Origin of the sequence: Granulicella paludicola (genome assembly GCF_025685545.1) — a bacterium.
Taxonomy (GTDB): Bacteria; Acidobacteriota; Terriglobia; order Terriglobales; family Acidobacteriaceae; genus Granulicella; species Granulicella paludicola.
The window spans coordinates 175,495-199,594 of the sequence record NZ_JAGSYC010000022.1 but is presented as its reverse complement, the minus strand read 5'-3'; the positions used below and the strand labels follow the sequence as shown (position 1 = coordinate 199,594).

The following is a 24,100-nucleotide window of genomic DNA, read 5'->3' as shown; positions in this document are numbered from 1 at the left end:
GGAGTGTATGAAGAAAATCGTCGCAGCTCTTTTGTTCGCGCTAGGTTTGGCTTCCGCAGGTGCCCAGGAAGCAGTCACGTCACCCGAAGCGGCCTTCGGTTTCAAGCTAGGTGCAGATCGTAAGCTTGCAGATTGGAATGAGCTTACGGCTTATTATAAGAAGCTTTCAACGGAGAGCAGCCGCATTCGCTATGAAGAGTTAGGTAAGACGACCGAGGGTCGTCCTTTCGTCGCGGTGACAATCTCCGCTCCGGAGAACCTCGCGCATCTGGACCACTATCTCGATATCCAGCGTCGGCTGGCCGACCCGCGAATTACTTCTCCTGAAGAAGCCAAGAAGCTCATCGCAGAAGGGAAGACCATTGTTGCCGTGACGGCAAATATCCATTCGACGGAGATTGCGAGTTCGCAGAGTGTCGCGCAGTTTGCGTATGAACTAGCTACCGGGGATACGCCGCGTATCCAGGAGATTCTGCATAACGTCATCATCGTGCTGGTGCCTTCGCAGAATCCCGATGGTCAACAGCTGGTTGTTGACTGGTATAAGAAGTATCTCGGCACCCCCTACGAAGGATCGCAGCCTGTCGTTATCTGGCACCACTACACGGGCCATGACGACAACCGTGATTGGGCAACGTTCACGCAGGTGGAGACGCGGCTTACGACAGAGAAGGTGCTGAATCGCTGGCACCCGGAAATTTTGTATGACATGCATCAGCAGGGCGAGAACGCGGCCCGTATCTATCTGCCGCCGTTCGTTGATCCGTTTGACCCAAACATCGATCCGCTGCTGATTTCATCGATCAACTCACTCGGATCGAATACGGCGCTCGAGATCGCTCAGACCGGTAAGACGGGCGTGCTGTCGTATGGTGTCTACGATTTCTGGTCACCGCTGCGTGATTACATCTCACTCCATAACGGACTTCGTATCCTGACCGAATCGGCGAGCGTCAACATCGCTTCGCCAGTGAATCTTCCTTTTGAGAAGCTGGGTCGTGGCATTGGCTATGACGCGAAGGTGGCTGCCTGGAATTTCCCAAACCCATGGAAGGGCGGCTGGTGGCGTCTCGGTGACATTGTCGACTATCAGCACGACGCGTTTTTCTCGATTGCGTACAACGCGGCGATCTTCCGCGAGCGTTATCTCACGAACTTCTACGCGATTGGTCAGCATGCCGTGGACCGCTCGTTTGGTCAGCCGTATGCCTGGGTCATCCCGGCAGAGCAGACCGATCCTGTCGTGACCGCGCGACTGATCAACACGTTGCGTATTGCGGATGTTGAGGTGCAGCGAGCGACCGCACCGTTTAGTGCCAACGGCAAGCAATTTGCTGCAGGAAGCTACATCGTGAAACTTGGACAGCCCTTTGCCGCTTTTGCCAAGAGCGTGCTCGAGATTCAGCACTATCCGAATATTGCTGAATATCCCGGCGGCCCGTTGCAGCGACCGTACGATGTGACGGCCCAGACATTGCCGTTACTGTTCGGTGTGGATGCTGTTGAGGTGAAGGACAAGTTCGATGCCGCCAGCGAGCCAGTTACGACGGCGACTCCGGTGGCGGGGCGCGTTGAGGGGCGCTCGTCGAAGGGCTACCTTATTGCAGATAGGACAAACGCCAGCGTGTATGCGCTCTTTACTCTGCTTGGTCAGAATGTGAAGGCGTATCGTCTTACTTCAGGCGCCGATCCCGGCACTATCTACATTCCGTCGCAGCCGGGTGTTGAGGCGAAGCTCAATAAACTGGCTGCAGATTACGCTCTCGACATCAAGCCTGTAACGTCGGTCCCTACGGGCAACGCGCTTGTTGTTCATCTGCCTCGCATCGGTCTTTATCAAAGCTGGGTGCCGTCGATGGACGAGGGCTGGACGCGCTTTATCTTCGATCAGAACCATATTCCGTACACGCGTCTCGTGGATGCTGATATACGCAAGGGTGGCCTCGATCAGCGGTTCGATGTGATTGTTCTGCCAGATAATTCCGGGCGTGCGATCACCTCGGGTAGCCGCGGATTTGGTGAGGGTGAATCACCTGCGCCAACTGCGGCTGGCAATGCACCCGCCGCTGCTGGTGGTCGTGCTCGCCGTGCATCAGGCAGTGAGAGCGGCACGCCACAGCCGCAGACGCCGCCTGAGTTCACTGGAGGTCTCGGCCCTGAGGGTGTGTCGGCGCTCGACGGCTTTACCCATGACGGCGGCACCATCATTACGTTCAACCGTGCCTCCGAGGTTTATACCAAGAAGGGCGGCGCGATTGAGAATGGGCTCGACAGCATCGACCGCAAGCAGTTCTACATCCCCGGATCGATCTTGCAGGTGTCTGTCGACCCGACGAATCCCATTGCCTTCGGGTCCACACCAACCGTTCCCATCTTCTACGAAAACGGTCCTGTGTTTCATGTGAGCCAAGATGCGCAGTCGATCGCTTCGTTCACAACGGAGACGCCCTTGCTGAGCGGTTGGGTCCAAGGCGGCAACCTCCTTAAGGGCACGTCCGTCATCGCGCAGCAGAATGTTGGCAAGGGGCATCTGATTCTTTTCGGCTTCCGCCCCCAGTACCGCGCTATCTCCGAGGTCGACTATAAGTTCCTCTTCAACGCTTTGCTCTACTCGAGCTCCAAGAGCGTTCCTCTAGCCCAAGCCGCCGGCCGCAAAGGAGGTGACTAGTGACGCCACGTCAGCTTCGCCTCCGTTGTTGTAACTAATCCTCATCTAGCTTCCCGTCTCGACAGCCCGCCACCATCGGCTTCACCGATGGTCAGGAGTCGTGCGCTTTCTCAAACTTCCGGTCTGACGAAAACTTCTGGAGAGATCTATGAATACCCCGCAAGACACCGCTTCTATCTTTCGCCGCCCTCCTTCCATACCGCTGCGACGAAGTCTGTTCGCCGCTTTTTCGATCGCTTTGTTTTACGTTGTGATATTCACCATGCCACTGGCCGCGCAGACTACTGCGGACGGAACGATTCACGGTCACGTGACCGACACCACCGGAGCTTCGATCGCAGGTGTGGCAATCACGGCGCATAGTCCTGCTGTTGGCGGCAGCTTCAAGGCTGTAAGCGATCAGGAAGGCAACTATCGGCTGGCGGATCTACCGCAAGGCGTGGACTACTCGATACAGGCGGAGACTCCGGGTTTTGAGAAATTTATCCGTGTGGGTCTGATCGTCCGGGCCGGACTGAACGTGACGGTCGATGTGCCACTGAAGGTGGGTTCCGAGCAGCAGTCCGTTGAGGTCGCCGGTGATGCTCCGCTGATTGACACGCAGAGCGCAGAGCAAGCCGTGAACCTGAGTGGAGAGTTGCTCCGCAATATTCCCGTGACCGGACGACACGACTGGTCGGATTCGTTGCAGATTACGCCGGGCATCATCAGTGCCTCAAGCGACGCAGAAGGCGGACAGACCTACTTCCTTCGCGGTTCAGAAAATGAGAATCACGCGGTGCTTCTCGATGGCATGGACATCGGGAGCTTCGAGCAGAACTGGCCTTCCAACACAATCAGCATAGCCAACGAATCGCTTGGAGATATCCAGATCAAAACCGGCGCGAACGACGCGTCGTCGCCTGCTGCGATGGGTATGGTGATCAATCTTGCGAGTCCGGTGGGTGCGGACACGTATCACGGCTCGCTGCTTTACCTCGCCGGTCCGGCATCTTTGAATGGTAATAACGTTCCTGGCGGCAATGCTGCAGCCTCTGCATCGCAGCAGCCCGACTTCTCGTTCAGTGGACCGATACTCAAGCAGCATTGGTGGTTCTTCGCTTCCGGCCGCTACATTCACCGTGACGATGGCATTAGCCAGACCTCCGCGCAGAATACATATCTGAAGGATCTTTCTCCCGGCTTCCAGACGTTCGCAAATGACTCGCGCGGTTTCGTGTTCCTGGGGAACAGCTCGGTGCAACTCTCGCCGAAGCACCGTCTGACCGCGCTGGTTCAATACGATAGCCGCAAGCAGGATGCAAACTATCAGTGGTATGCCACCAGCATTGCCCACAGTCAGTATGGTGGAGGAGCGTACGGCGTACGCCTGCTCTCTCAATGGACGCCGCGATTTACGACTCGATTCCTCGCGTCCTACAACAACAAAGGCGTAAACAGCAGCCTGGGTGCGATTGGCGGCGTAGGCAGTAAGCCTGAAGAAGATATCTATCTGACGTCGACCGCATCTGCGGGTACGCTTGTCGGGCAAGGCTCATCGCTGGCGACGCTCAACAATCTTTCATCGGTGTCTTTGAATCCTGCGAAGAAGCCGACGATCTCCGGCGACGCTACATACTACGTCCCGAACGCGTGGGGCTCGCATGAGATTGGTGGAGGTTTTTACCTGGAGCCACATGAACTAAGCAAAGTCACTACCTACTATGCGAACAATGGCGGAGTGGTTCAGGAAGACGCGGCCCTCAATAATCCCAATGATCCAACACAGGGGTACATAATCTTTCATACGCAGTCGGTTGGTGGTACATCGAGCTTCCTGAGCAGCTACATCGGTGCGAACGACTACGCCTGGTATGTGCAGGATCGTTGGAAGCCGATTGCGCGTCTATCGATCACTGCGGGAATTCGGCCGGACTGGATCTCGGGACGCGATGAGCAGTTCAAGGTCACGACGCAGCATTCCTGGAATTACGCTCCTCGCGTCGGAGGTGCTTACGTTCTTACCAAGAACCAGAAGAATGTCGTTCGCGCCAGCTGGACGAAGCTCACTGACATCACGAATGCGAGCTATCTGGGCACGGCGGCAACGAGTACCGTGGCCACAACGGACACGTATTACAACCCGAATGGCACGATTCTCAACACCATCGTCAAGCCGGCGAGCACCTCGAACTTGCTCGGCAAGACGTTTGATCCCGATCGCCATCAGGGGTATGTGCGCGAGTGGCTCGTGGGCTATCGCACGCAGCTGCCAGGCGAGGTAGTCATCGATGCGAGCTATATTGATCGCGAGTATCGTGATCGACCGGCAGAGATCGATACCAACCAGATTTACACCACCACCGCGAGCGGTACGGTGTGGAGTGGACTTATAAACTCTGCTCTGAACAACACGTACTACATCACCAACAATAAGTGGAACTGGTTTGTGTATCAGGGGTACGAGGTCACAGTGAGTAAGCAGACCAAGAAATTACAACTCTTCAGCACCTACACATATTCGCCAGATCATCTCGGTGGAACGTTCCAACCGAATGATCCCACGGCTATCGTAGAGCCGACGAAGTTTGCGAACAACGCAGGCCTTGGCTCCGTACGTGGCAATGTGACGAATGACTGGACCGGCGACACACGCGATCGCATGTGGCAACGAAACCAGTCTCGCACCGGCGTAACGTACAAGGCTCCGTGGGGCATTCGCCTTTCCAGCACGATCACGGCGCAGTCAGGCACGCCCGGCGGCCCGGTGATTACAACCTTGACCGCGCTCGGTACACCGTATGCAGGGCAGTATGGACCGTCGACGTTGACGATTGCGGGGCGCACGGTTTCGAACCCACTGGCAACGACCTATCGGTTTGCCTATAAGGACCGAGGCACAGGTCAGATCTTCTGCCCGTGGCTGATCCAGTGGAATACGCTGGTTGGCCGTGAGTTCAGAATTACGGACCGGCAGAACATCGAGGCTGATCTGAACATCTATAACATTACGAACAACGGGGCCGGACAGCAGTTTGTGAACGGCAACAATATCTCGTCGGCGACGTTCGGCACTTTGCAGAACGTGCAGCAGCCTCGCTCCGCGCAGATCAGCTTGCGGTATCACTTCTAATCATGCGGTAGAGGCAGGGCAGTCATGAGAATTGTCTTGCCCGCCTCTTCTGTAAGACACAGCTTCATTGATTTCACCCGAGGACAGAGATGACCTTCTTTCGCCGATACATTTTAGGGGTGGTGATGACCGCCTCAACTGCAGGACTTGGTGCGCAGACGACTCCGCCTGCGCAAGAATCCGAGCACCTCACGCTGCAGGATCTCGTCTCCACCGAGCCAATTGGAGAGTCGGTGCTGTCCCCTGATGGGAAGACACTGGCGCTTGCGCGCTCAGGACAGATCGTGCTCATGCCTTCAATCGGTGGCTGGCCTGAGCCGCTGACGAGCACTGTGGGCGGGAAGTCCGGTCTCGCATGGTCGCCCGACGGCAAACGCCTTGCCTTTGCGAGTCAGGGAGGTATCTGGGTTGTTTCCGTCGCTGGTGGTTCACCGAAGCGTTTGACGAATGCGCCTCCGGGACCAGGCGATCCGCGCTCGTCCACAGACCTCGGTCCGCGCTGGTCGCCCAATGGCCGCTGGATACTCTTTGAGAGCGGACGTCGCGGCGGCAGCTCTCTTCTAGTCGTCAGTGCGGATGGCAATGTCACGAGTTTCCTCACGGAGGCTAAGGTTGAGTCGGGCGATGCACGCTGGTCTCCAGATGGAAACTCCATTGCCTATGTCGAGCGTAGTGAGGAGCACTTCAGCGGCAGTATCCGCATTCTTGACTTCGACTCTGCTTCAGGTCAACCGAAGTCGGCGCCGCGCACTCTCTATACCTCGCCTGTCGATCGCGGTGGCGGTTGGTCGATTCGGGGAGTGGAGTGGTCCCCTGATGGGGTCAATCTCGCAGCCGTACTGCAGAACTCCGGCTGGGACCATATCTATCTGCTACCGACCGCGGGCGGTGCTCCAAAGCAGATCACCGATGGAGCGTTCGTAGACGAAAGCCCTCAATTCTCTCCTGATGGGAAGAGCATTGCCTTTACCTCCAGCCGCGGAGGTATTCTCGAATCCACGAATCTCTGGGTTGTGCCGACAACTGGCGGTGAGGCGCACCAGGTGGCAAAGTTCGACGTGCCCGGTGTGACGGCGGCTCCAGAGTGGACCCCGGATAGTCAGCACCTTTTCTTTCATCATCAGAATCCACGTGAGACAAATGACCTCTTCCTTGCGAACGCGGATGGAAGAGGGGATGTCTTGCAGATCACCAACACTACGCTGAAGGCGTTCACTCATGCGATTACGCCTGAACGCGTTACGTGGAAGAGTAAAGATGGGCGCGAGATCGTCGGCATGCTCTATGTTCCGGCGGGTGAGCATCCGAAGAACTCCCTCCCGCTTGTGGAGTGGGTGCATGGTGGCCCTGAGGGACAGGATACGTTCCGTGGGGATGCGTGGGCGCAGTATCTCGCGGGCGCAGGGTATGTGGTGCTTGAGCCCAACTATCGCGGCAGCAATGGCTACGGAGAGGTCTTCCGCAATTTGAATGTTGAGGATCCGGGTGGTGGAGAGGTCGAGGACGTTGCGGGTGGAGCGAAGTATGTGGTGGCTCGCGGTCTTGTCGACCCCAAGCGTATGGCCATCGGTGGCATAAGCCATGGCGCTACAATGACGCTCTACATGCTCGTACGCTATCCAACGCTTTACGCTGCTGCGATCGAGTTTGCAGGTGTTGCCGATCGAGCCCTCTTCAACGAGCGCACGAATCCAAACTCTGCGATTCGCTGGCAGATGAAGATGGGTGGTCCTGCTGCGGAGAAGCCGGAGGTTTATCGTCGTGCCGATATCATCGCTCAGGTCGACAAGATTCAGACGCCCCTCCTTGTTATGCACGGAGAAGATGACCCGCAGGTTCCACCGGGCAACGCTGCTCTGCTAGTCAAGGCCATGCAAGAGCATCACAAGACCGTCTACTACTTTACCTACCCAAATGAGCTCCACTGGGTCAGCACCGCTCCACACAAGATCGACTCGTGGGAGAAAGAGCTTGCCTTTCTGGAGCACTACGTCAACCCGAAGATAGGTCTGACTTCTACCTCCACAGGCGAGGTGGCCTTTCCCAAGTCGACGGTTGTCACGGGGCCAACTTCAGCCAAATAAGTTGCGGGCGTGCTCTCCATACATTGAAGGCCTGCCGGTCGGCGTTTCTGCGATCCGGTAGGCCTTCGATGTTTACGCGGAGGACCTTCTGAACCGCTGGGTTGCAGCCTATGCTCGACAGCTCAATGAGCAGTCGAGCTAACGACAAGGCTCTCAGGTCTGGCCACAGGCAAGTCCACCGAAGCGCGTTCATGGGGACGTGTTCCTTTGCGAATGGTATTCTGCTCGTGTCGGAAAAGGCAGACTTGGTTTGGTAAGCCCAAGTCCTTTCGGAGACGGAAGCTCTGATCCTTTGCTTTCTGCAAAAGATCCCCTCGACGAACAACAGACGCTATGCGTCCATCTTGTTCGTCCGTGTGGTTCTGCAACCGTCGAACCGCTCAGGTCGAACACCTTGAGGAGCGGTTCATGCAATACAAGTCGAAGCAAGTATCTATGAGTTCCCTTGACGGAAAGAAGATTGCCATCGTTGGTGGGGGACCGGGTGGGCTGACAGCGGCCCGGCTACTGCAACAGAGCGGTGCGCAAGTCGTGGTGTACGAGCGTGATCAGAGCCGCAGCGCGCGCGTACAAGGCAGCGCATTAGACCTGCATGAAGAGTCCGGACTGGCCGCCTTGGAAGCCGCTGGCCTCATGGATGCGTTCTGGGCCAATCACCGGCCGGATCTCGACCGGCTTCGCCTTACCGATGCCAGCGGAAGAGTTCTTCACGATCATGCTCGCCGCGTATCCGGTGCTGGGAGGCGACCTGAGATTGAGCGCGGACCCCTGCGCGATCTCCTGCTCGACTCGCTCCAGCCCCAGACGGTGCAGTGGGATCACAAGCTGGAATCCGCAGATATGCAGGGCGAACAGGTTCTGTTGCGATTCACGGGCGGAAAAACGGCATTGGCAGATATCGCGATTGGAAGTGATGGCGCGAACTCTCGCCTGCGCAAGCTGGTCACTCCAATTCGCCCGAAGTATGTCGGGGTATCACTAGTCGAGGCGCTGGTTCCCGCGGCGAAGCACGCCATGCCGGCGTTATGGAGTCTTCTCGGCGGAGCGGCTTTGATGGCTCTGGGAGGTGAAAGAACGATCGGCATGGGCACCAAACCGGATGGCAGCGTGTTGATGTACGCAGGTCTGAAGACGCATGACGGCAGAGCGAAGGAAAGCCTCGAAGAGGCCACGACCCCGGACGAGCGGGTCGCATGGTTTCATGTCAACTTCGAAGGTTGGAGCGAAGTGTGGGATCCGCTCTTCCGAGAGGCCACCTCGCTGGTGTGGCGTCCGCTGGTCACGTGCCCATCCGATCAGCACTGGGATCCGAAGCCAAATGTCACGTTGATTGGCGATGCCGCGCACGTGATGCCGCCCTATGCAGGAGAGGGTGTGAACATGGCCATGCTCGACGCCCTGGTGCTATCGAAGTTGCTCCTCACCGAAAGTACATCTGCTGATGCGATTGCGAAGTATGAGGCGGAGATGTTTGACCGGATGGGCCAGACGACGGCGGACACGATGGCCAATACCGAGATGTTCTACGCGCCGGATGCCGCGGATCGTGTGGTTGCTTTGTTTCGAAGTTTTGGTCAGAACGAAGGCACCCAACCCGCGGACGAAGTTTGAGAACTTCTACGCAGGAACCGTTGCTGGCGCAACCTACAGCGGAGGCTCATCCAGTCTTCGGTCGCATAGGTGGAATATCTACTGTGCCAGCCCCACTCGACTGAGGAGGTCGTCAAAACGTGGGTCAGACCGCAATGGATCGAGACAAGGATCGATCTTCAGGTAGGTAAGACCTTCGTCTCGCACCTTGTACGCTTCTTCCAGCCATTCGAAGGCTTCATCTTTTTTCCCCAATCCAGCGTATACGAGGGCGATCTCATATCTTCCTACTCCCTCAGTCCGCACCGATTCTTCCAGATGAGAGATCAAGTCCATTGCATCCTGCACCCTGCCCTGGCGCGCATACATGTTGCCGAGGTGGCCATTGGCCTGGGGGCGCACACCCGCTCGAGAAAACTCAGCCTGAGCAGTCGCATAATCTTTCTTCTCCGTGTAAATCTCACCGAGAAGAAAGTGCCAGTTCGGCTGCGGGATGTCCAGGGTTCGTACCTTCTGAATAAGTAGCAGCGCCGCGTCATATTGACGACAGTCGTACAGGATCAGGCCTTCGAGATGGTAAAGTCGGCTGGAGAACGGGTCCATGTCTTCATTGCGCTGTATCTCAGTGAGCGTTTCGCGAATCCTTCCGGTGCGTGCCAGGTAGCGCTCGTACTCCTCGTGGATGGAGGCGGACTTGGGGCTCAGCTCAAGGGCTCGCCGAAATTCGGTTGCGGCCGTAGCCCAGTCCCAGTTAAGGTTGATGGCTGCATTGGCGAGTTCGGCATGTCCGTCGGCAAGGGCTTCGTCGAGATCCACGGCTCTCTGCGCTTCCATCTTCTGCATGGAAAAGGCATCGATGGAGTCGATCCGATCCGTTTCACCGAGGTGCCCATCGCAAAAGGCGAGTGATGCCTGCGCCTGCGGATAGTTGAAGCTCACATTGATCGCAGCACGGAAGAAGTCCGCAGCGTTGACGCAGTCTTCCGCTTCCAGCAGATATTTCCCATGCAGATAGAGATCTTCCGCAACTGGATCAGGTGGAGCGCCTGGGACAGGAACTGCTCTTGACCTCGACCGAATGCTCTGATCGATTGTTTTCGCAATGGTCTGGGCCACCTCTCCCTGCCAAGCCAGAGCAGTTGTCAACTCACGAACATACGAGTGCATCCAGAGAAGTCTGCCGGTCCGGGCTTCGGTAAGGCGAACGTTGATCAGCACAAGGTTTCCCTCCCGCAACACGCTGCCTTGCACCAGACCGTCGACCGATAGTTCGTTTGCGATCTCCTGCGGTGATTTCGTCGAACTCCGATAGCTCATCACGGAAGATAGCGGGGCGAGACGCAGCGACGAAACCTGCCCGAAGTCCTTGATCAGTTCCGCCGTCAAACCGTCGGCAAAATATTCCTGCGCGGGCACTCCAGAATGATTTTCCAGGGGTAGCACGGCAAGAGAGTGGATCGGCACTGCAGTGTGGGGCGCAATCAGCCAATGCCTGAAGCCGATCACGACCAAGACGATAAGTACAAGGGCTGTAATCGCAAACGCAATTGTCCGATACCACGTCTTCGCTGGATGCGGCCAGAGGCGTGCGGGCTTGCCTGCTTTCGGCGGGGTCGCCCCGTTCTCCGTTAAATCAATCACTGTCGCTGGTGCTGATGAGGGCGATAAGACGTCCACTGGTTCCGGATGGCGCACCGGCTCATCCGAAAGCCCGCCCGAGCCGATAGCCTCGGGCAACTGGAACCAGAAGCGCGGGACGTATGAACCGCTGGGGAGTTCCACACGAACACTCGTATATTCGTTCTCTGCGTAAAACTGGGAGAGCTTTCGGCGGACCTCGGTCGCTTTCACTCGGACCACGGAGTCGCTGCCTGTGTCGTAATCGATCGGTCGCCCAAACATCTCTGAGCCAATCATGCGTTCGCGCAGAGCGTCGAAGTCGCCATTCAAAGCGTGTCCGACGACCAGTTGCAGGAAATCGGTGGCACGTTTGCTACTGGCAAACGACGGGCTGGCGATCACCGTCTCCAGATGCCGCTGGACCTGAAGAATCTCCTCTGAGGAGAGGCCGTCCGATTTCCAAGTTTCAGAGATGGACTCCATGCCCCGGCGCCTCCGCGATCAAATCTATCACAGCAAACGTACCGTTTGCGCTTCGGTTAGAGCGAACAAACGCCCTGCTAAATAGTTGAAAAATCAAGGTAGTTCGTGCGCAAACGTGCAAGCAAGCCGTTAGTAGCGTGTTCAGTCTCGCAAACGCGATGTTCAAATGGCAACGTTTTTCGATAGGTGATTGTTGCGCGTTTGAGCGAATCCTCGACCTTCTTGGAAGCGAATTCCTCCCGTTCGACGGTAACTCTTTATGGAGGCTTCACAATTATGAGTCTGCTCTCAGTACGGAAGGTTCCCTTTTCTTCCATTGCTAAAGGCGTCGCGTTTCTGTTCGTTCTTGCGCTTGCGGTACGCCCGGCCTTTGCCCAAATCACTGGCCAGGGCGCCATCTCAGGCACGGTTACCGATCCCACAAGTGCGGTCGTTCCGTCGGCTGTCGTCGAAGCCCGGGATACGACCACAAATGTGGTGACTACGCGCAATACGACCAGCTCTGGTTACTACACGATTTCGCCTCTCCCTCCGGGCGAATATGTCCTGACCGTGAAGGCTCCGGGGTTCGAGGCGTTGAAGCAGGAGCACATTACCGTGAACGCCATTGCCGTAACCACCGTGAATCCGGTGCTGAAGATCGGCTCAGCGAACGAAACGGTAGATGTAACCACGGCCCCTCCGAATCTTCAGACATCCAACGCCACGTTGGGAGGCGTCATCGAAAATCGTGTCTATTCTGAGCTACCCGTCACTTTGGGGAGCGGCGTCGCCCGCGACCCGACCGCCTTTGCTGCACTCCAGAATGGTGTGCAAAGCGGCGGCCGCTCCGGCGACTTCGATGGCACCAACGCGAACGAGAACGAGATGTACGTCGAAGGCGTGCCGATGACCACCGTCGACTCGCAGGGCGATAACCGTAAGCTGAACCAGAATCTCTCCATCGAGGCGGTCGAGCAGACGCAGGTACAGACCTCCGGCGCAGGCGCGCAGTACCAGGGCGTGGGCTCGGAAAACTTCTCCATCAAGCAAGGCACCAACAAGTTCCACGGCAACGCCAACCTCTTCATGCGCAATGGCGCTCTCGATGCCTGGAGCTTCTTTGCGAAGGCCACGACGGTCCCTACGGTCACCGGTGGGACCGCGCCCGCGCCGAAGGCGCCAGACCATCAGACCGAGATGTCTTTCTCACTCGGCGGTCCTGTGGTGCATAACAAGCTGTTCTTCTTCGTCAATTACGACAAGTACCACTACTCCAACACCGCAAACCCCAAATATCAGTCGATCCCGACGCTGCAGGAGCGCGCTGGCAACTTCACAGCCTTCCCTTACAAGATCTACGACCCCACCACCTATGCCAGCTGCACGGCCAGCAATGGCGGCGTGCCCTGTGTGAAGCAGTTCGATGGAATGCTCAATGGCATTCCCACACTGAACGTGATCCCGGCGTCCGAGATCTCGCCTATCTGGAACACCTTCCAAAAGAATTTGCCGCAGCCCATCAACACCAATCTCACCAACAACTATCTTTATGGCTATCCCACGAATGACAACAACTGGGGATTAACAGGACGGTTGGACTACACCCTCAGTCCCCGGCACTCCATAGCCCTGATCTCTACCAGTGGTAAGAAGATCATCGGACCGTATGACTATGGCTCCACGACTGTGCTGCCCTATCCGTATGTGAACGGCACGATCGTTACGGAACTCACGACGACCGATATCATCAAGCACACTTGGACGATTTCCCCTAATAAGGTGAACCAGCTGCGCTACGGTTTGACCCGCTTCTGGGCCCCGGTGAAAGCGCCTACTGCAGGCGATAAGACATTCAGCAACGCAGCGCTGGGTATCGGCAACACGCCTGCCGGTCAGGCCAGCGACAACGCTCCGGCCATTAGCTTCTCGGGTGGCATCGACGGCACCACCGGCTACTCCTCACCGAGTGGCTTTCATGAGGGCGTCAATACCTACACCATTGCTGACGACTTTACCTGGACCAAGGGCCAGCACAACCTCACCATCGGTGGAGACTTTCAATGGTTGCAGTTCAACCAGTCGGTCGCCGACAGCGCGTCTACACCGATGACCTACACCATGGCAGCTGCGAGCACGGGTGAGTTCTATACGGCGGCCGATGCTCCGTCCAGCAAGTTGATCGGAACGCTGAATCCGGCTTCGGGCGGCTCCTACGCAAGCTACTTGATCGGAGCAGTGAGTTCTACCTCTATTTACTCCCAGAACTTCTCTACCCTCGGCGGGCGGTTCAAGGCGTTCTCGCCGTATGTGCAGGACGACTGGAAGGTGACCAGGAATCTGACCTTCAACCTCGGGCTGCGTTGGGATTTGTACACGCCGTATAAAGAGGTCCACGATCACTGGTCGACCCTAAGCTCCACGTTGACCAACCCGGCCACTGGCACTCCCGGCGCCCTCGAGTTCATCGGCCACGGCAACGGAACCTGCAACTGCGATACCGTTGTGCATACCCACTACACTAACGTCGGCCCACGCGTAGGAGTGGCATACCAGTACACGCCCAAAGATGTCGTGCGTGCCTCCTTCTCTCTGATGTACACCCACAACGGCGGTGTTGGCGGTTCCACAGGCGCTTACAACGGTACGGGGCAAGTCGGTCTTACCGGCAGTGCTGCTTTTGCAAGCAGCGTGCAGGGCGAGCAGCCGGCGTTCTATTTGAATCCCAACCTCGGTGCCTACTCCAACACGAGCATTCCGTCGTACAGCGCGGTGCCGACGTTCTCCTCCACGGCTAACGCTGGCAACTACATCAATACAGCCGGAGTGGCTGTCACGGCCAACTCCATCAGCTACGCAGATCCTTACCTATCAGGACGGCCTCCCTACACGGAGGCGTATAACTTCGGTCTTCAACATGCCTTCACCAATAAGCTCACGCTCAGCGTGGACTACGTTGGCAATCAATCGCACTTTCTCGCAGCCGGATTGCGAGGCCCGCAGAACAACGAACTTGATGCCAAATATGAAATCCTGGGCCCCCTGCTCGCTCAGCTCCCCGGCGGTATTGACACTAAGACGGGCCAGACCTACCTGGCCGAAGCGCAGGCCATCTTGCCTGGCATCAACATTCCTTACAGCAACTACGGGGGACCTTCGGCTACGATCGGCCAAATGCTTAAGGCATATCCGCAGTATTCCAGCGTCTCCGATACCTGGGGTAACACTGGAAGCGCGAACTACAACTCTCTACAGCTCACGCTGAAGCAGCTTGAGTGGCACGGACTTTCGGCAACGCTGAACTATACCTTCGCTAAAACCATCGATGACCTGGCTATCCGTAGCCGTTATCCCATCCCCGCGAATGTGATCGATGGCGGTGTCGGTGTCACTAAGGCTTACCGCCTTGACCGCACGGTGAGTACCACGGACATTCCCAACAATCTGCACCTGTATGGTCTTTATGCGTTGCCTATAGGCGCAAGAGACCAGTGGGGAGGAAAGCACTTCCTTACCCGGAACGTTCTTGGCGGATGGGCGGTCTCTTTCATCTATACCAAGACGTCCGGCTCGCCGTTGACCATCAGTGGCCTCAACTGCAAGACGCCAGACAGCTGTTTTGCTGAGGAAACTCCCGGTTACACGGGCGATCCTCACATCAATGGGTCCTACGGAAAGGGCAAGACAGTGGCGACCCTGGCAAGCACGCACTATTTGGATATCAATGCATTTGTGGCAACTCCAGGGAATGCTGGCTATAACTTCAGCAATGGTCCACGCACGCAGCCGTATCACCTCTTCAACCTGGGCACCTACGATGTGGACACAGGCCTCAAGAGGAGCTTTCCCATCTACCGCACTCTGAAATTCACCTTTCAGGCGGATATCTTCAACCTGACCAACCACGTGCAATTCGGAGGGTTGGGCGTTGCTACAGGGTCGCCTCAAGCCTTCGGTATTCTCACATCGCAAGGAAACTCTGCACGCAGCGTTCAGTTCGCAGGCAAGTTCAACTTCTAATCACCTCGCAAAGCGGGAAGCCGATGTTTCCGAGGCTTCCCGCTCATTATCTTTCGTCTTTCAAGGATGTACCTAATGCTTTGGCGTGCTGCACCAATCCTCTCCTTCGCTGTGCTTTGCTTTACGGCTGCCCCTCTCGCCTCGTCGCAGCAGCTTGCCTTTCCTGGTGCTGAAGGCTTCGGGGCGACGGCGTCAGGAGGTCGGGGACAACGGGTGCTTGTCGTCTCCAACCTGGACGACGATGGCCCGGGTTCGTTTCGAGTCGCTGCCGGTAGCTCGAACGCGATGGTTCTCTTTGCGGTAAGCGGTGTAGTTCATCTGAGATCCGATGTGGTGCTCGGCAGTAACCTCACCATTGCAGGACAGACTGCGGGTGGGTCCGGCATCACGATCGCCGATGCCAAGGTATCGATGACTCATCAGCACAACATCATCATCCGCTATCTAAGGTTCCGCGGCGGTATCGCAGAGTCACCGAAGGTAAGTTCGCTCAACCTGGCGGATGCCTCGCATGTGATGCTGGATCATCTCTCGATCGAATGGGGGCGGTGGGACAACATTCAAACCAACGGCAACAGCTACTCCACCATTCAGCACTCCATCATTGGCCAGGGGATAGTGCCGCAACGCTTCGGTTGCTTGTGCGAGAGCGATTACCTCACATTGAGCCACAACCTTTGGATCGACAACAAGAGCCGCAACCCAAAAGGCAAGGGTCACATTCAGTATGTAAACAACGTTGTCTACAATTGGGGCGTCGACGGCTACGTGGGCGGGCACGGAGCCGAGCCTCACTACGCAGATATCGTTGGCAACTATTTCATCAAAGGGCCCAGCTCTTCAGATAACTTCATCGGCGAGTTCACCAGGACGGACCATGTCTACCAGTCCGAAAATTTTGTTGACCTGAATCGGAATGGCAAGCTCGATGGAAGGCTTGTACAGCAAGATGACTTCGAACAGATGAAAGCGGACGTCGTACCTGAACCCTTTGCCAAGCCCGATGTGCCCGTGCGTTTGAGCGATGCTGAAGGGATCGTTGGCGAAATCTCCCGTGACGCCGGAGATTCCATATGCCGCGATGCGGTCGACCAAAAGCTGATCGAGGAGTTGACCTCTTTCGGCATGCTTGGTGCTCTCATTGCCGACGAGTCGGCGGATGGGGGACACCCTCTGGCTGTGACCTTTACGCCGATCAAAGACAGTGATGGCGATGGCCTTCCAGATGTATGGGAGCGGAATCATCATCTGAATCCGCACGATCCCAGCGACGGCCAAAGCATCGACGCACGAACAGGCTACAGCCACCTTGAGATGTACCTGAACGAACTTGCGACGAAGAGAACCCAGAAGAACAAGAGCTGTAACTGATCTCGAACAGAAGCAAGGATCCCCATGGCAGATGGCATACTCACTTCCACACGCAAAAGGCGGACTGGGCTTCAAAGTGCGACGATAGAGAGTGCGCAGGAACTTCAACTTCAAGAGAATCGGGAATACATCGCCGTTGTACTGATGCCTCGACACACCAACAATAGGTGAACATGACTCATTCGGCTTCGACGCGCAGAGACTTTCTACTACAACTCACTGCGGCAACCTCATGGCCGAGCCTCCGGCGCCTCGGCGCATTCGGTATCCAGGCAAGTGCAGTGGGCCCGCCGCCAGAGATTACCTCTGGGACGATTCAACCCCTGCTCCGAGGTGCGACCTCCCGACCCCTACGTTATGTCCCTGAGGGCAGCGGCTTTGTAATTCGTAACGGTAAGGAGTTCTTCAACCGGCCACTTTATTCGACAAGTGCGTTTCGCGTGGACGCAGGTGATCTTCCGGAGTTCTCACTTTACTTACCCGGCCATGGAGGCAATCTCAAATTAGGCATCGTCGTGAACGAAGCTTCCACGTGGGCATCTGAGGCTGAAAGTGTCCTTGCTCGCTATGAGCGTGGCCGGATGATGTATGAGATTCGTGACAAACTGCTGGGAGGAGCGACCTTACATCTCGAAACGTTGACCGGCTATGATGATGCGTCTTTGATCGTGAGTGCTGCGCTTTCCGAGCCGCGAGATAACGTTCATCTGGCCTGGGCCTTCGGCGGCGCAAGCGGGCGCAAAGGAAAGCGTGGTGGGGACATCGGTTGCGAGTCGCGGCCTGTGTCAGAACTTTTCCAGGTCAGCGAACAAGACTGCACGCAGAACCACTTTTCACTGGAGTCGACACTTGGCGTGGAGTCCGCGAGACTGGAAAGTCCGGCGGGGAAGTTTCGCATGGAATTTCCAGAGCATTCGGCACTCGCGATCTCTTCCTATGGCCGGTGGCTGCGGGCTCCAGAGAAAATCTTTTCTGTCGCGAGCAACGAGCAAGATGCCTCATCGATTCTGGTTGGATCGGCATCTTTGAACAAGCAGGCGCTTTACATTCGAATTAGTCATGAAAAGCCAGACGCAAAAATTACTGATCTTTCTCCAGAGGCGTCGTTCCTTAGAGCTGGGGATTTCTTCCTTGCCGCGTCTTCGCGCCTCGTCCTTGACTGCCCAGACCCATACGTAAATGCTGCTGCGGTCGCGCTGTGCTCTGCAGAAACAGGCATATGGGATGAAACCCAGGGCTGTGTCATGCATGGAGCAGTTGCGTGGCGCTCGCCATTGGCCGGTTGGCGAGGACCTTACGTCCTGGATATTTTGGGCGAGCACGATAAAGCGCAGACACACTTTCGCCGCTGGATAGCTCGTCAGAATACCAACGCCGTGAGCGCGGACTCGCCTGCGACAGGGCCCTTCGATCCAAATAAAGGCATGTCTCGAAAGGAGAGTCTGCTCCACTCCAATGGAGATCTTTCTCACAATCACTACGATATGAATCTTGTCTTCTTCGATGTTCTACTGCGTCATCTGCGGTGGACAGGAGACCTGCAGTTCGCAAAAGAGATGTGGCCAGCCTATCAACGCCATCTTCATTGGGAACAACGGCTCTTTCGCCGTGAGTTTCTCTTCGAAAATAAAAAGCTGCCATTGTATGAGGCGTACGCAGCGATCTGGGCGAGTGACAATCTCCAATACAACGGCGGTGGTACCGCACATTCCACGGCCTACAACGCGTTCTCATTCCATCGAGCGGCAGAGATAGCGAAGATGCTGGGAGAAGATTCGGAACCGTTCTCCTTGGAAGCGCGGCAAATTGATGACGCCATACAACGCCTCCTCTGGATTTCGGAGAAGGGCGAACTAGCCGAGACCAAAGATCTGATGGAACCGCAGACTGTCTACGATAACGCTGCGCTCTGGACCCTGTATCACGCGATCGATTCCGAAGTATTGAACAAGCAGCAGGCATGGCAGATGGCAACGAATCGCCTTTCTTCATATAAGCCGGTTCCCATCGAAGGTGATGGTGTCCCAGGGGGTGGTCACTACATCCTGTCCTGTTCAAACTGGTTTCCCTATATGTGGTCTCTGAATCTTCTGCTCATGGCGGAGAACTCGCACATGGCTCTTGCCATGTGGCAGATCGGGATGAAGGAGGAAGCTTTCCGCTTGTTCAAGGGCAACCTTCTTGATTCCATGTATCAAGGTTTGTGTCCGGGGAACTTTCATATGACGTCGCAACTCGACGTCCATCGGCAGGAAGCGCAAAGAGACTTTGGCGACCCAATCGGTATCACCGCGCGTGCGATGCTCGAAGGGCTGTACGGGATCAGGCCGAACTTGCTGGAAGGTACAGTAACGTGGATGCCAGGCTTCCCTGAAGAGTGGAACAGGGCTTCGATGACGCATCGCGACTTCTCTTTGAAATGGGATCGTGAGGGGCAAAAGGAAGTCTATGCGCTCACGTGCAAGTTTAGAAAGCGTGTCAGGGTGCGTTTTGTCCTGCCAGCGCGAAGCACGGTGCTTCCAGTTATATCTGCGCAAGCGAGCATTATCGTGGGTTCATTCGATGAAGAGTCTATCGGACGCCCGTGGCTGGTTTTCGAAGTAGAGCAGGATCTGGCGTCACATATCGAGATTCATTGGCGAGGCGAGAGTCCAGCAGCTCCCCCCGTGCACAAAACGTATACAGTCGGCGACTTGTTGCAGCTGCCTTCTGGCCTTACGTTCCAACAGATCGAAGATCCGCAGGGTTGCCTGCATGATGGTCACATCAGGAACACAGGTGTACACACAGTCTTTGCACGGAGAAAGAGCGGCGATGCACATTGGCTCATACCTATCAGCTTTACAGGGAAGCCATCAGCTTCACGGTCGGTTTTCCAACGGCCCGCTCAGAACACCAGTCTGGAATGTGTCGATCTATCGCCGTTCATGGCGAGCCATCTCTCGACCATCTTCACACGCAGATATACGAGCCCTCGATCTCCATACTGTTCCCTGGCGATTCCAGACACGCTGCTGGGTGGATGGGCCGACATCAGTGAGCCATTCGTCATTGACGATCGTGGTATCCGAGCGTCGTCAACGCTGATGGTTGCCGACAGCGTTCCCTTCCAGATGCATGCGGACGGTCATGAGAACTGTTTCTTCTTATCTCGTTTTGAGCCGGATGCCGCCGTTAGGAGCGTGCCCCTGCAAGGCTCCGCCAAAGGGATCTATATCCTCGTCACCGGCACCACTGTGCCGCAATGCAGCCACATGGTGCATGCGACCATGACCATTCGACATGTAGATGGCGTAACGCAGAAGCTGGAGATGCGTAGCCCTCAAACATGGTGGCCTATTGAACAGGACTATCTGTTCGATGACTACCTGTTCTACGGAGAAGATCCCTTGCCCCCTCGCGTTGATCTTATGAGTGGAGAAACTCGGATGATCACGGTAGGCGACTTTAAAGGCAAAGGTCGTTTGGTTCCAGGAGGCGCAGCCACTGCACTTTATCTTGCATTAGACCCCACAAGAGAGTTGGCATCTGTCGAGTTTAGAGTCGAACTCTATGGTGTTGTCTTTGCGTTGCTGGGGGTTACGCTTGAACGCGCGTGAAAAGACGAATCTAGTTCAAGCACCAGCCAAACTCATCGGCGTTATAAAGTAAGAAACTCCAAACGATCATCACTCGAACGTTGCATGCTGTAAGCGCAATGCTCATTGTTTCCGAGAAAACTTCAGCTCATACTCCAGCTGCCTGCGGAGGCGAAAGTTCCTATCGGCGTTATCTTGAGGCAACAGAGCTAAGCCTTCGCGGGCCGACGCCAAAGCTCGTACTGGATCACCGGACGCACGATATGCCTGCGCGAGTGAGAGAAGCCACGAGGGTACCTTGCGATGCGTAAGGGCTGTGCCTCGCTCCATGCATTGAAGAGCGAATGCTGTATCGCGAAGGGAAGTAGGCCGAACGTCCATGAAGGCATGACCTGCCATGTCTAACACTAACGTCGATGCTGCTTCTTTTGACGCAGCCGATCGCAAAGTATCAAGCGCCTCTCTATCGCGCCGCAGTGTGAGATCATCGGGCGAACGTCTCGCCAGGCGCAGAGTTTCGAGTCGCACGCGCACCGCCGCCAACTCCTGTGAAGGGATAACGTCGCCGGGACTTACCTGCAGCAATTTTTCAAGCGTGACCGCACGTTGGGCTTCCAACTCTTCAGCCCTCGCTAATGCTTGACGACTGGAGCTTTCCTGCTGCTGCGCAGCCGCTGGAACTGTAAGACTTGGGTCGGCTTCATTCTCAACACTGAAGGTCTCATTCGTAAGTAGTCTGTCGAGATCTCTCAGTGCTCGCAGGTCTTTCGGATCAGCGGCGGCAATCTGCATGTAAATCGCGGTGGACTGAGCGAAGAGAGAGTCAGCCTCGGCATATCTGCCAAGCTCTGACAGCGATAGCGCCTGCTTTCTCAATAAAAGAGCTCGTAATCGCGTAAGGTCGAGTCGCGAGCGCTCGACCGCGGGCAAGGCATCCAGCATCGTCATGGCGGCCTTGAAGTCGATGAGAGCTACCGCAGGTTGCTCGTCTAGCTCGACGTTGCCGATTTTCATCTGCATGGTAGCGAGCCCTCGACGAGAAGGCTTGAAGTCCGGATTCATCGCCAGGGCACGACGATCGAAATCGATGGCGAGACGATAGTCGCGAAGAGCGGCCTCGGGATCGGCAAACCCGGTGTCCTGCCCCATGACGTCTCCCAGTGTGTCGATGACGCTACCCGCTTCGAAGAAGAGGGCCGGTGATGCGGCAGGGCTCTTCAGCAAGCCCTCGTAGGTCTTGACGGAATCGTTAAGGTTCTTGGCAGCACCAGCACTGTCGTCTGCAAAGCTTAAGATTTCGCCTCGCGCATCCTGTGCGCGGGCCAGGGCCAACAAGACGGTCGCGTCCGATGGCGTGGCGGCTGCAAGTGTCGTCAGGATAGTTGTCGCCTTCTCCAGGCTGTGCAGCGCTCCAGGCACATCGTCAATGTTCTGTTCGTAGGGGCTTGCCTGGAGGCTGGCAAGCCGCACATACGCATTGGCAAGGCTGACCTTTGTGAAGCTGTTGCTGCGCGGATTCTGCGCCATACGATCCAGATGTTCGAGAACTCGGGCCACCAGGAGTTGTTGCGCACCTGTCGATCCTGGGAGCTGCTTGATGGCATCATCCAGCTCTGTGAGCAACGTGTCGCTGAGCTGGCTCAGGTCCTTTGCACTCGCTTCGGAGTTCTGCTCTGCCACTCTGGCAGCGTGAGTTTGCCGAAGTACCGCAAACACCCCCATAAGCAGCGTCAGCGCGAGCGCCGCGGTGAAGGAAAGCGCGAGACGATGGCGCCGTGAAAACTTCCGTGCGCGATATCGTAGGTTGCCTCTGCGAGCCGACACCGGCAGATGATCCAGATAGGCCTGGACATCTGCAGCAAAGGCATCGGCCGTCTGATAACGCTGTTCAGGTTCCTTGCGCAGCGCCTTGGCAAGAATCGCCTCAAGGTCTTTATCGGGGAAGGTGCGATCTGCGGACGTAGGAGGGCTTATCTCCTGCTCGCAGATGACACGAATCATCTCCTCAGCAGTGAAGTCGTTGAGCTCGTACGGGAGACGTTCCGTCAGCATCTGGTAGAGCAACACGCCGAGCGAGTATGTGTCGCTGCTGGTCGTAACGGACCTTCCTAACACCTGCTCAGGGCTGGCGTACGCAGGCGTGAATGAAAGAAACCCTTCTCGTGTGAGCCCGCGCGTGTCGGCCGTGCCATCGCTCGACATCAGCTTTGCCGTGCCAAAGTCGAGTAGATGAGGCGCGCCATCCTCACTGACAAGCACGTTGTCGGGCTTGAGGTCGCGATGGATAACGAGGCTTTGATGAGCGAACTGAACAGCTCCGCAAACGGCGACGAAGAGGCGTAGCTTCGCTTCCGCTGTCATTTTGTGTGAACGACAGTAATCGTCGATGCGTGTTCCTTCGACGTGCTCCATCACCAGGAAGAGGATGCCATCCTCGCTGACGCCGCCATCCAGCAAGCGCGCGATGTGCGGGTGGGTGAGCCTCGCGAGAATCTGGCGCTCTTGTTTAAAACGGTCGTAGAAAGCGTCGGTAGCCAACGGTAAATCAACTACCTTGATGGCGACTTTGCTTTCATACTGGCCATCGGCGCGATGTGCTAGATAGACAGCTCCCATGCCTCCGCGCCCCAGCAGCGACTCCAGCTCGTAGGGACCAAGTCGGCGGCCTTGAAAGGTGTTCTCCTCTTTTTGGGTCTGGCGATGCAAATCGCTGACCTGCTCCTCGTCTTCGTGGGCCGCGAGGAGAGCGCGTAGACGCGCAAGCAGATCCGTGTCGCCCGCACACGTATCCAACAGGTACGTTTCACGGTCCTGCTGCGGCAGGGAGAGCGCTTGATCAAACAGCTCTTCAAGCCGGGAGAAGTCGTCGTTGGAGGCGGTGGCAGGCAATCGTACCTTCGGCACTAAGAATAGATAGCTCGACTTATATAGCGTGAAGAGGTGGCAAAGTGCCTCAATGTTCAATTGCTTTCGGTGTTGGACGGTCCGGGTATAGGCGCTGAAAGAGCCACGCCTTGATGAAGCGCAACTCGCGATCGACAGTAGCTTTGGAAATATCAAGCAGTGCGGCCGTTTCTTCAGCGGTGCAGCCGAGAAAATAGCGCATCTCTACGAGTCTCACCTTTGCAGGATCGATAGCGTGCAACTCTTCCAGCGCCATATCCAGCTCTATAAGTTCAGGACTTCCAATCTCTACCCACGCCAGAGCTTCGTTCAGCGGCACCGGGACGATGCCCGAGCCACGGGATTGAGCTTGCTGGCTGCGAGCATGGTCGATCAGAATCATTCTCATCGAGCGCGCGGAAAAGACATAGAAGTGGCGACGGTCTTCCCATGCCACGCGTTTCTGCTGAATCAATTTTAGGTAAAGCTCATGCACCAGAGCCGTAGGCTGCAGCAGGTCTTTCCGTTTCTCGCGTCCCATGTAGGCTGCGGCCACCTGGCGCAGTTGAGGGTAGACGAGGGGGATTAGCTGTTCCAGGGCGTCTGCTTCGCCGGCTTCCCATTTGCGAAGCAGAATCGTAATATCCGCCACGCGGACTCCATTTCAGCCGGAAAGTTGCTCTACGCAGCTGCGGTTCAATTTTGGGATTGC

The 24,100-nt window shown here is 56.4% G+C and carries 10 protein-coding genes; 7 read left to right on the top strand and 3 right to left on the bottom strand.

The window, feature by feature from the left end; translation table 11 throughout:
- The first annotated feature begins 7 nt into the window (after positions 1–7).
- From OHL14_RS06855 to OHL14_RS06840, 4 genes are all read left to right on the top strand, one after another.
- Positions 8–2,668, top strand: a complete 2,661-nt coding sequence (locus OHL14_RS06855) for a M14 family metallopeptidase (RefSeq protein ID WP_263378588.1) — start codon at positions 8–10, stop codon at positions 2,666–2,668.
- Between the two features lie 148 nt (positions 2,669–2,816).
- Positions 2,817–5,780 carry a TonB-dependent receptor gene (locus OHL14_RS06850; RefSeq protein WP_263378587.1) on the top strand — a complete coding sequence of 988 codons (2,964 nt, stop codon included), beginning with the start codon at positions 2,817–2,819 and terminating at the stop codon, positions 5,778–5,780.
- Positions 5,781–5,869: 89 nt separating this feature from the next.
- Positions 5,870–7,864, top strand: a complete 1,995-nt coding sequence (locus OHL14_RS06845) for a S9 family peptidase (RefSeq protein WP_263378586.1) — start codon at positions 5,870–5,872, stop codon at positions 7,862–7,864.
- Between the two features lie 435 nt (positions 7,865–8,299).
- Positions 8,300–9,475 (top strand): FAD-dependent oxidoreductase, encoded by a 1,176-nt coding sequence (locus OHL14_RS06840; RefSeq protein ID WP_263378585.1) that lies wholly within the window; start codon positions 8,300–8,302, stop codon positions 9,473–9,475.
- 78 nt (positions 9,476–9,553) lie between these two features.
- On the opposite strand, the gene OHL14_RS06835 is transcribed toward OHL14_RS06840, so the two are convergent.
- Positions 9,554–11,557, bottom strand: coding sequence for a TPR end-of-group domain-containing protein (locus OHL14_RS06835; RefSeq protein ID WP_263378584.1), 2,004 nt, complete (start codon positions 11,555–11,557; stop codon positions 9,554–9,556).
- A gap of 276 nt (positions 11,558–11,833) precedes the next feature.
- On the opposite strand from OHL14_RS06835, the gene OHL14_RS06830 reads away from it, so the two are divergent.
- The 3 genes from OHL14_RS06830 to OHL14_RS06820 all read left to right on the top strand — a co-directional run bounded on the left by OHL14_RS06830 (position 11,834) and on the right by OHL14_RS06820 (position 20,526).
- Complete coding sequence (locus tag OHL14_RS06830) at positions 11,834–15,556, top strand: TonB-dependent receptor (RefSeq protein WP_263378583.1); 3,723 nt, start codon at positions 11,834–11,836, stop codon at positions 15,554–15,556.
- A gap of 75 nt (positions 15,557–15,631) precedes the next feature.
- Positions 15,632–16,927, top strand: a complete 1,296-nt coding sequence (locus OHL14_RS06825) for a hypothetical protein (protein WP_263378582.1) — start codon at positions 15,632–15,634, stop codon at positions 16,925–16,927.
- Positions 16,928–17,367: 440 nt separating this feature from the next.
- Entirely contained in the window at positions 17,368–20,526 is a 3,159-nt protein-coding gene (locus OHL14_RS06820) for a DUF4450 domain-containing protein (protein ID WP_263378581.1), read from the top strand.
- Between the two features lie 102 nt (positions 20,527–20,628).
- Here OHL14_RS06820 and OHL14_RS06815 read toward each other — a convergent pair whose 3' ends face one another.
- Together OHL14_RS06815 and OHL14_RS06810 are read right to left on the bottom strand one after the other, a co-directional pair.
- On the bottom strand, positions 20,629–23,409 hold the full coding sequence (locus OHL14_RS06815) for a serine/threonine protein kinase (RefSeq protein WP_263378580.1): 2,781 nt from the start codon (positions 23,407–23,409) through the stop codon (positions 20,629–20,631).
- Between the two features lie 49 nt (positions 23,410–23,458).
- A complete protein-coding gene (locus OHL14_RS06810; RefSeq protein WP_263378579.1) occupies positions 23,459–24,040 on the bottom strand; it encodes an ECF-type sigma factor in 582 nt (193 codons plus the stop codon).
- Between the last annotated feature and the right edge of the window lie 60 nt (positions 24,041–24,100).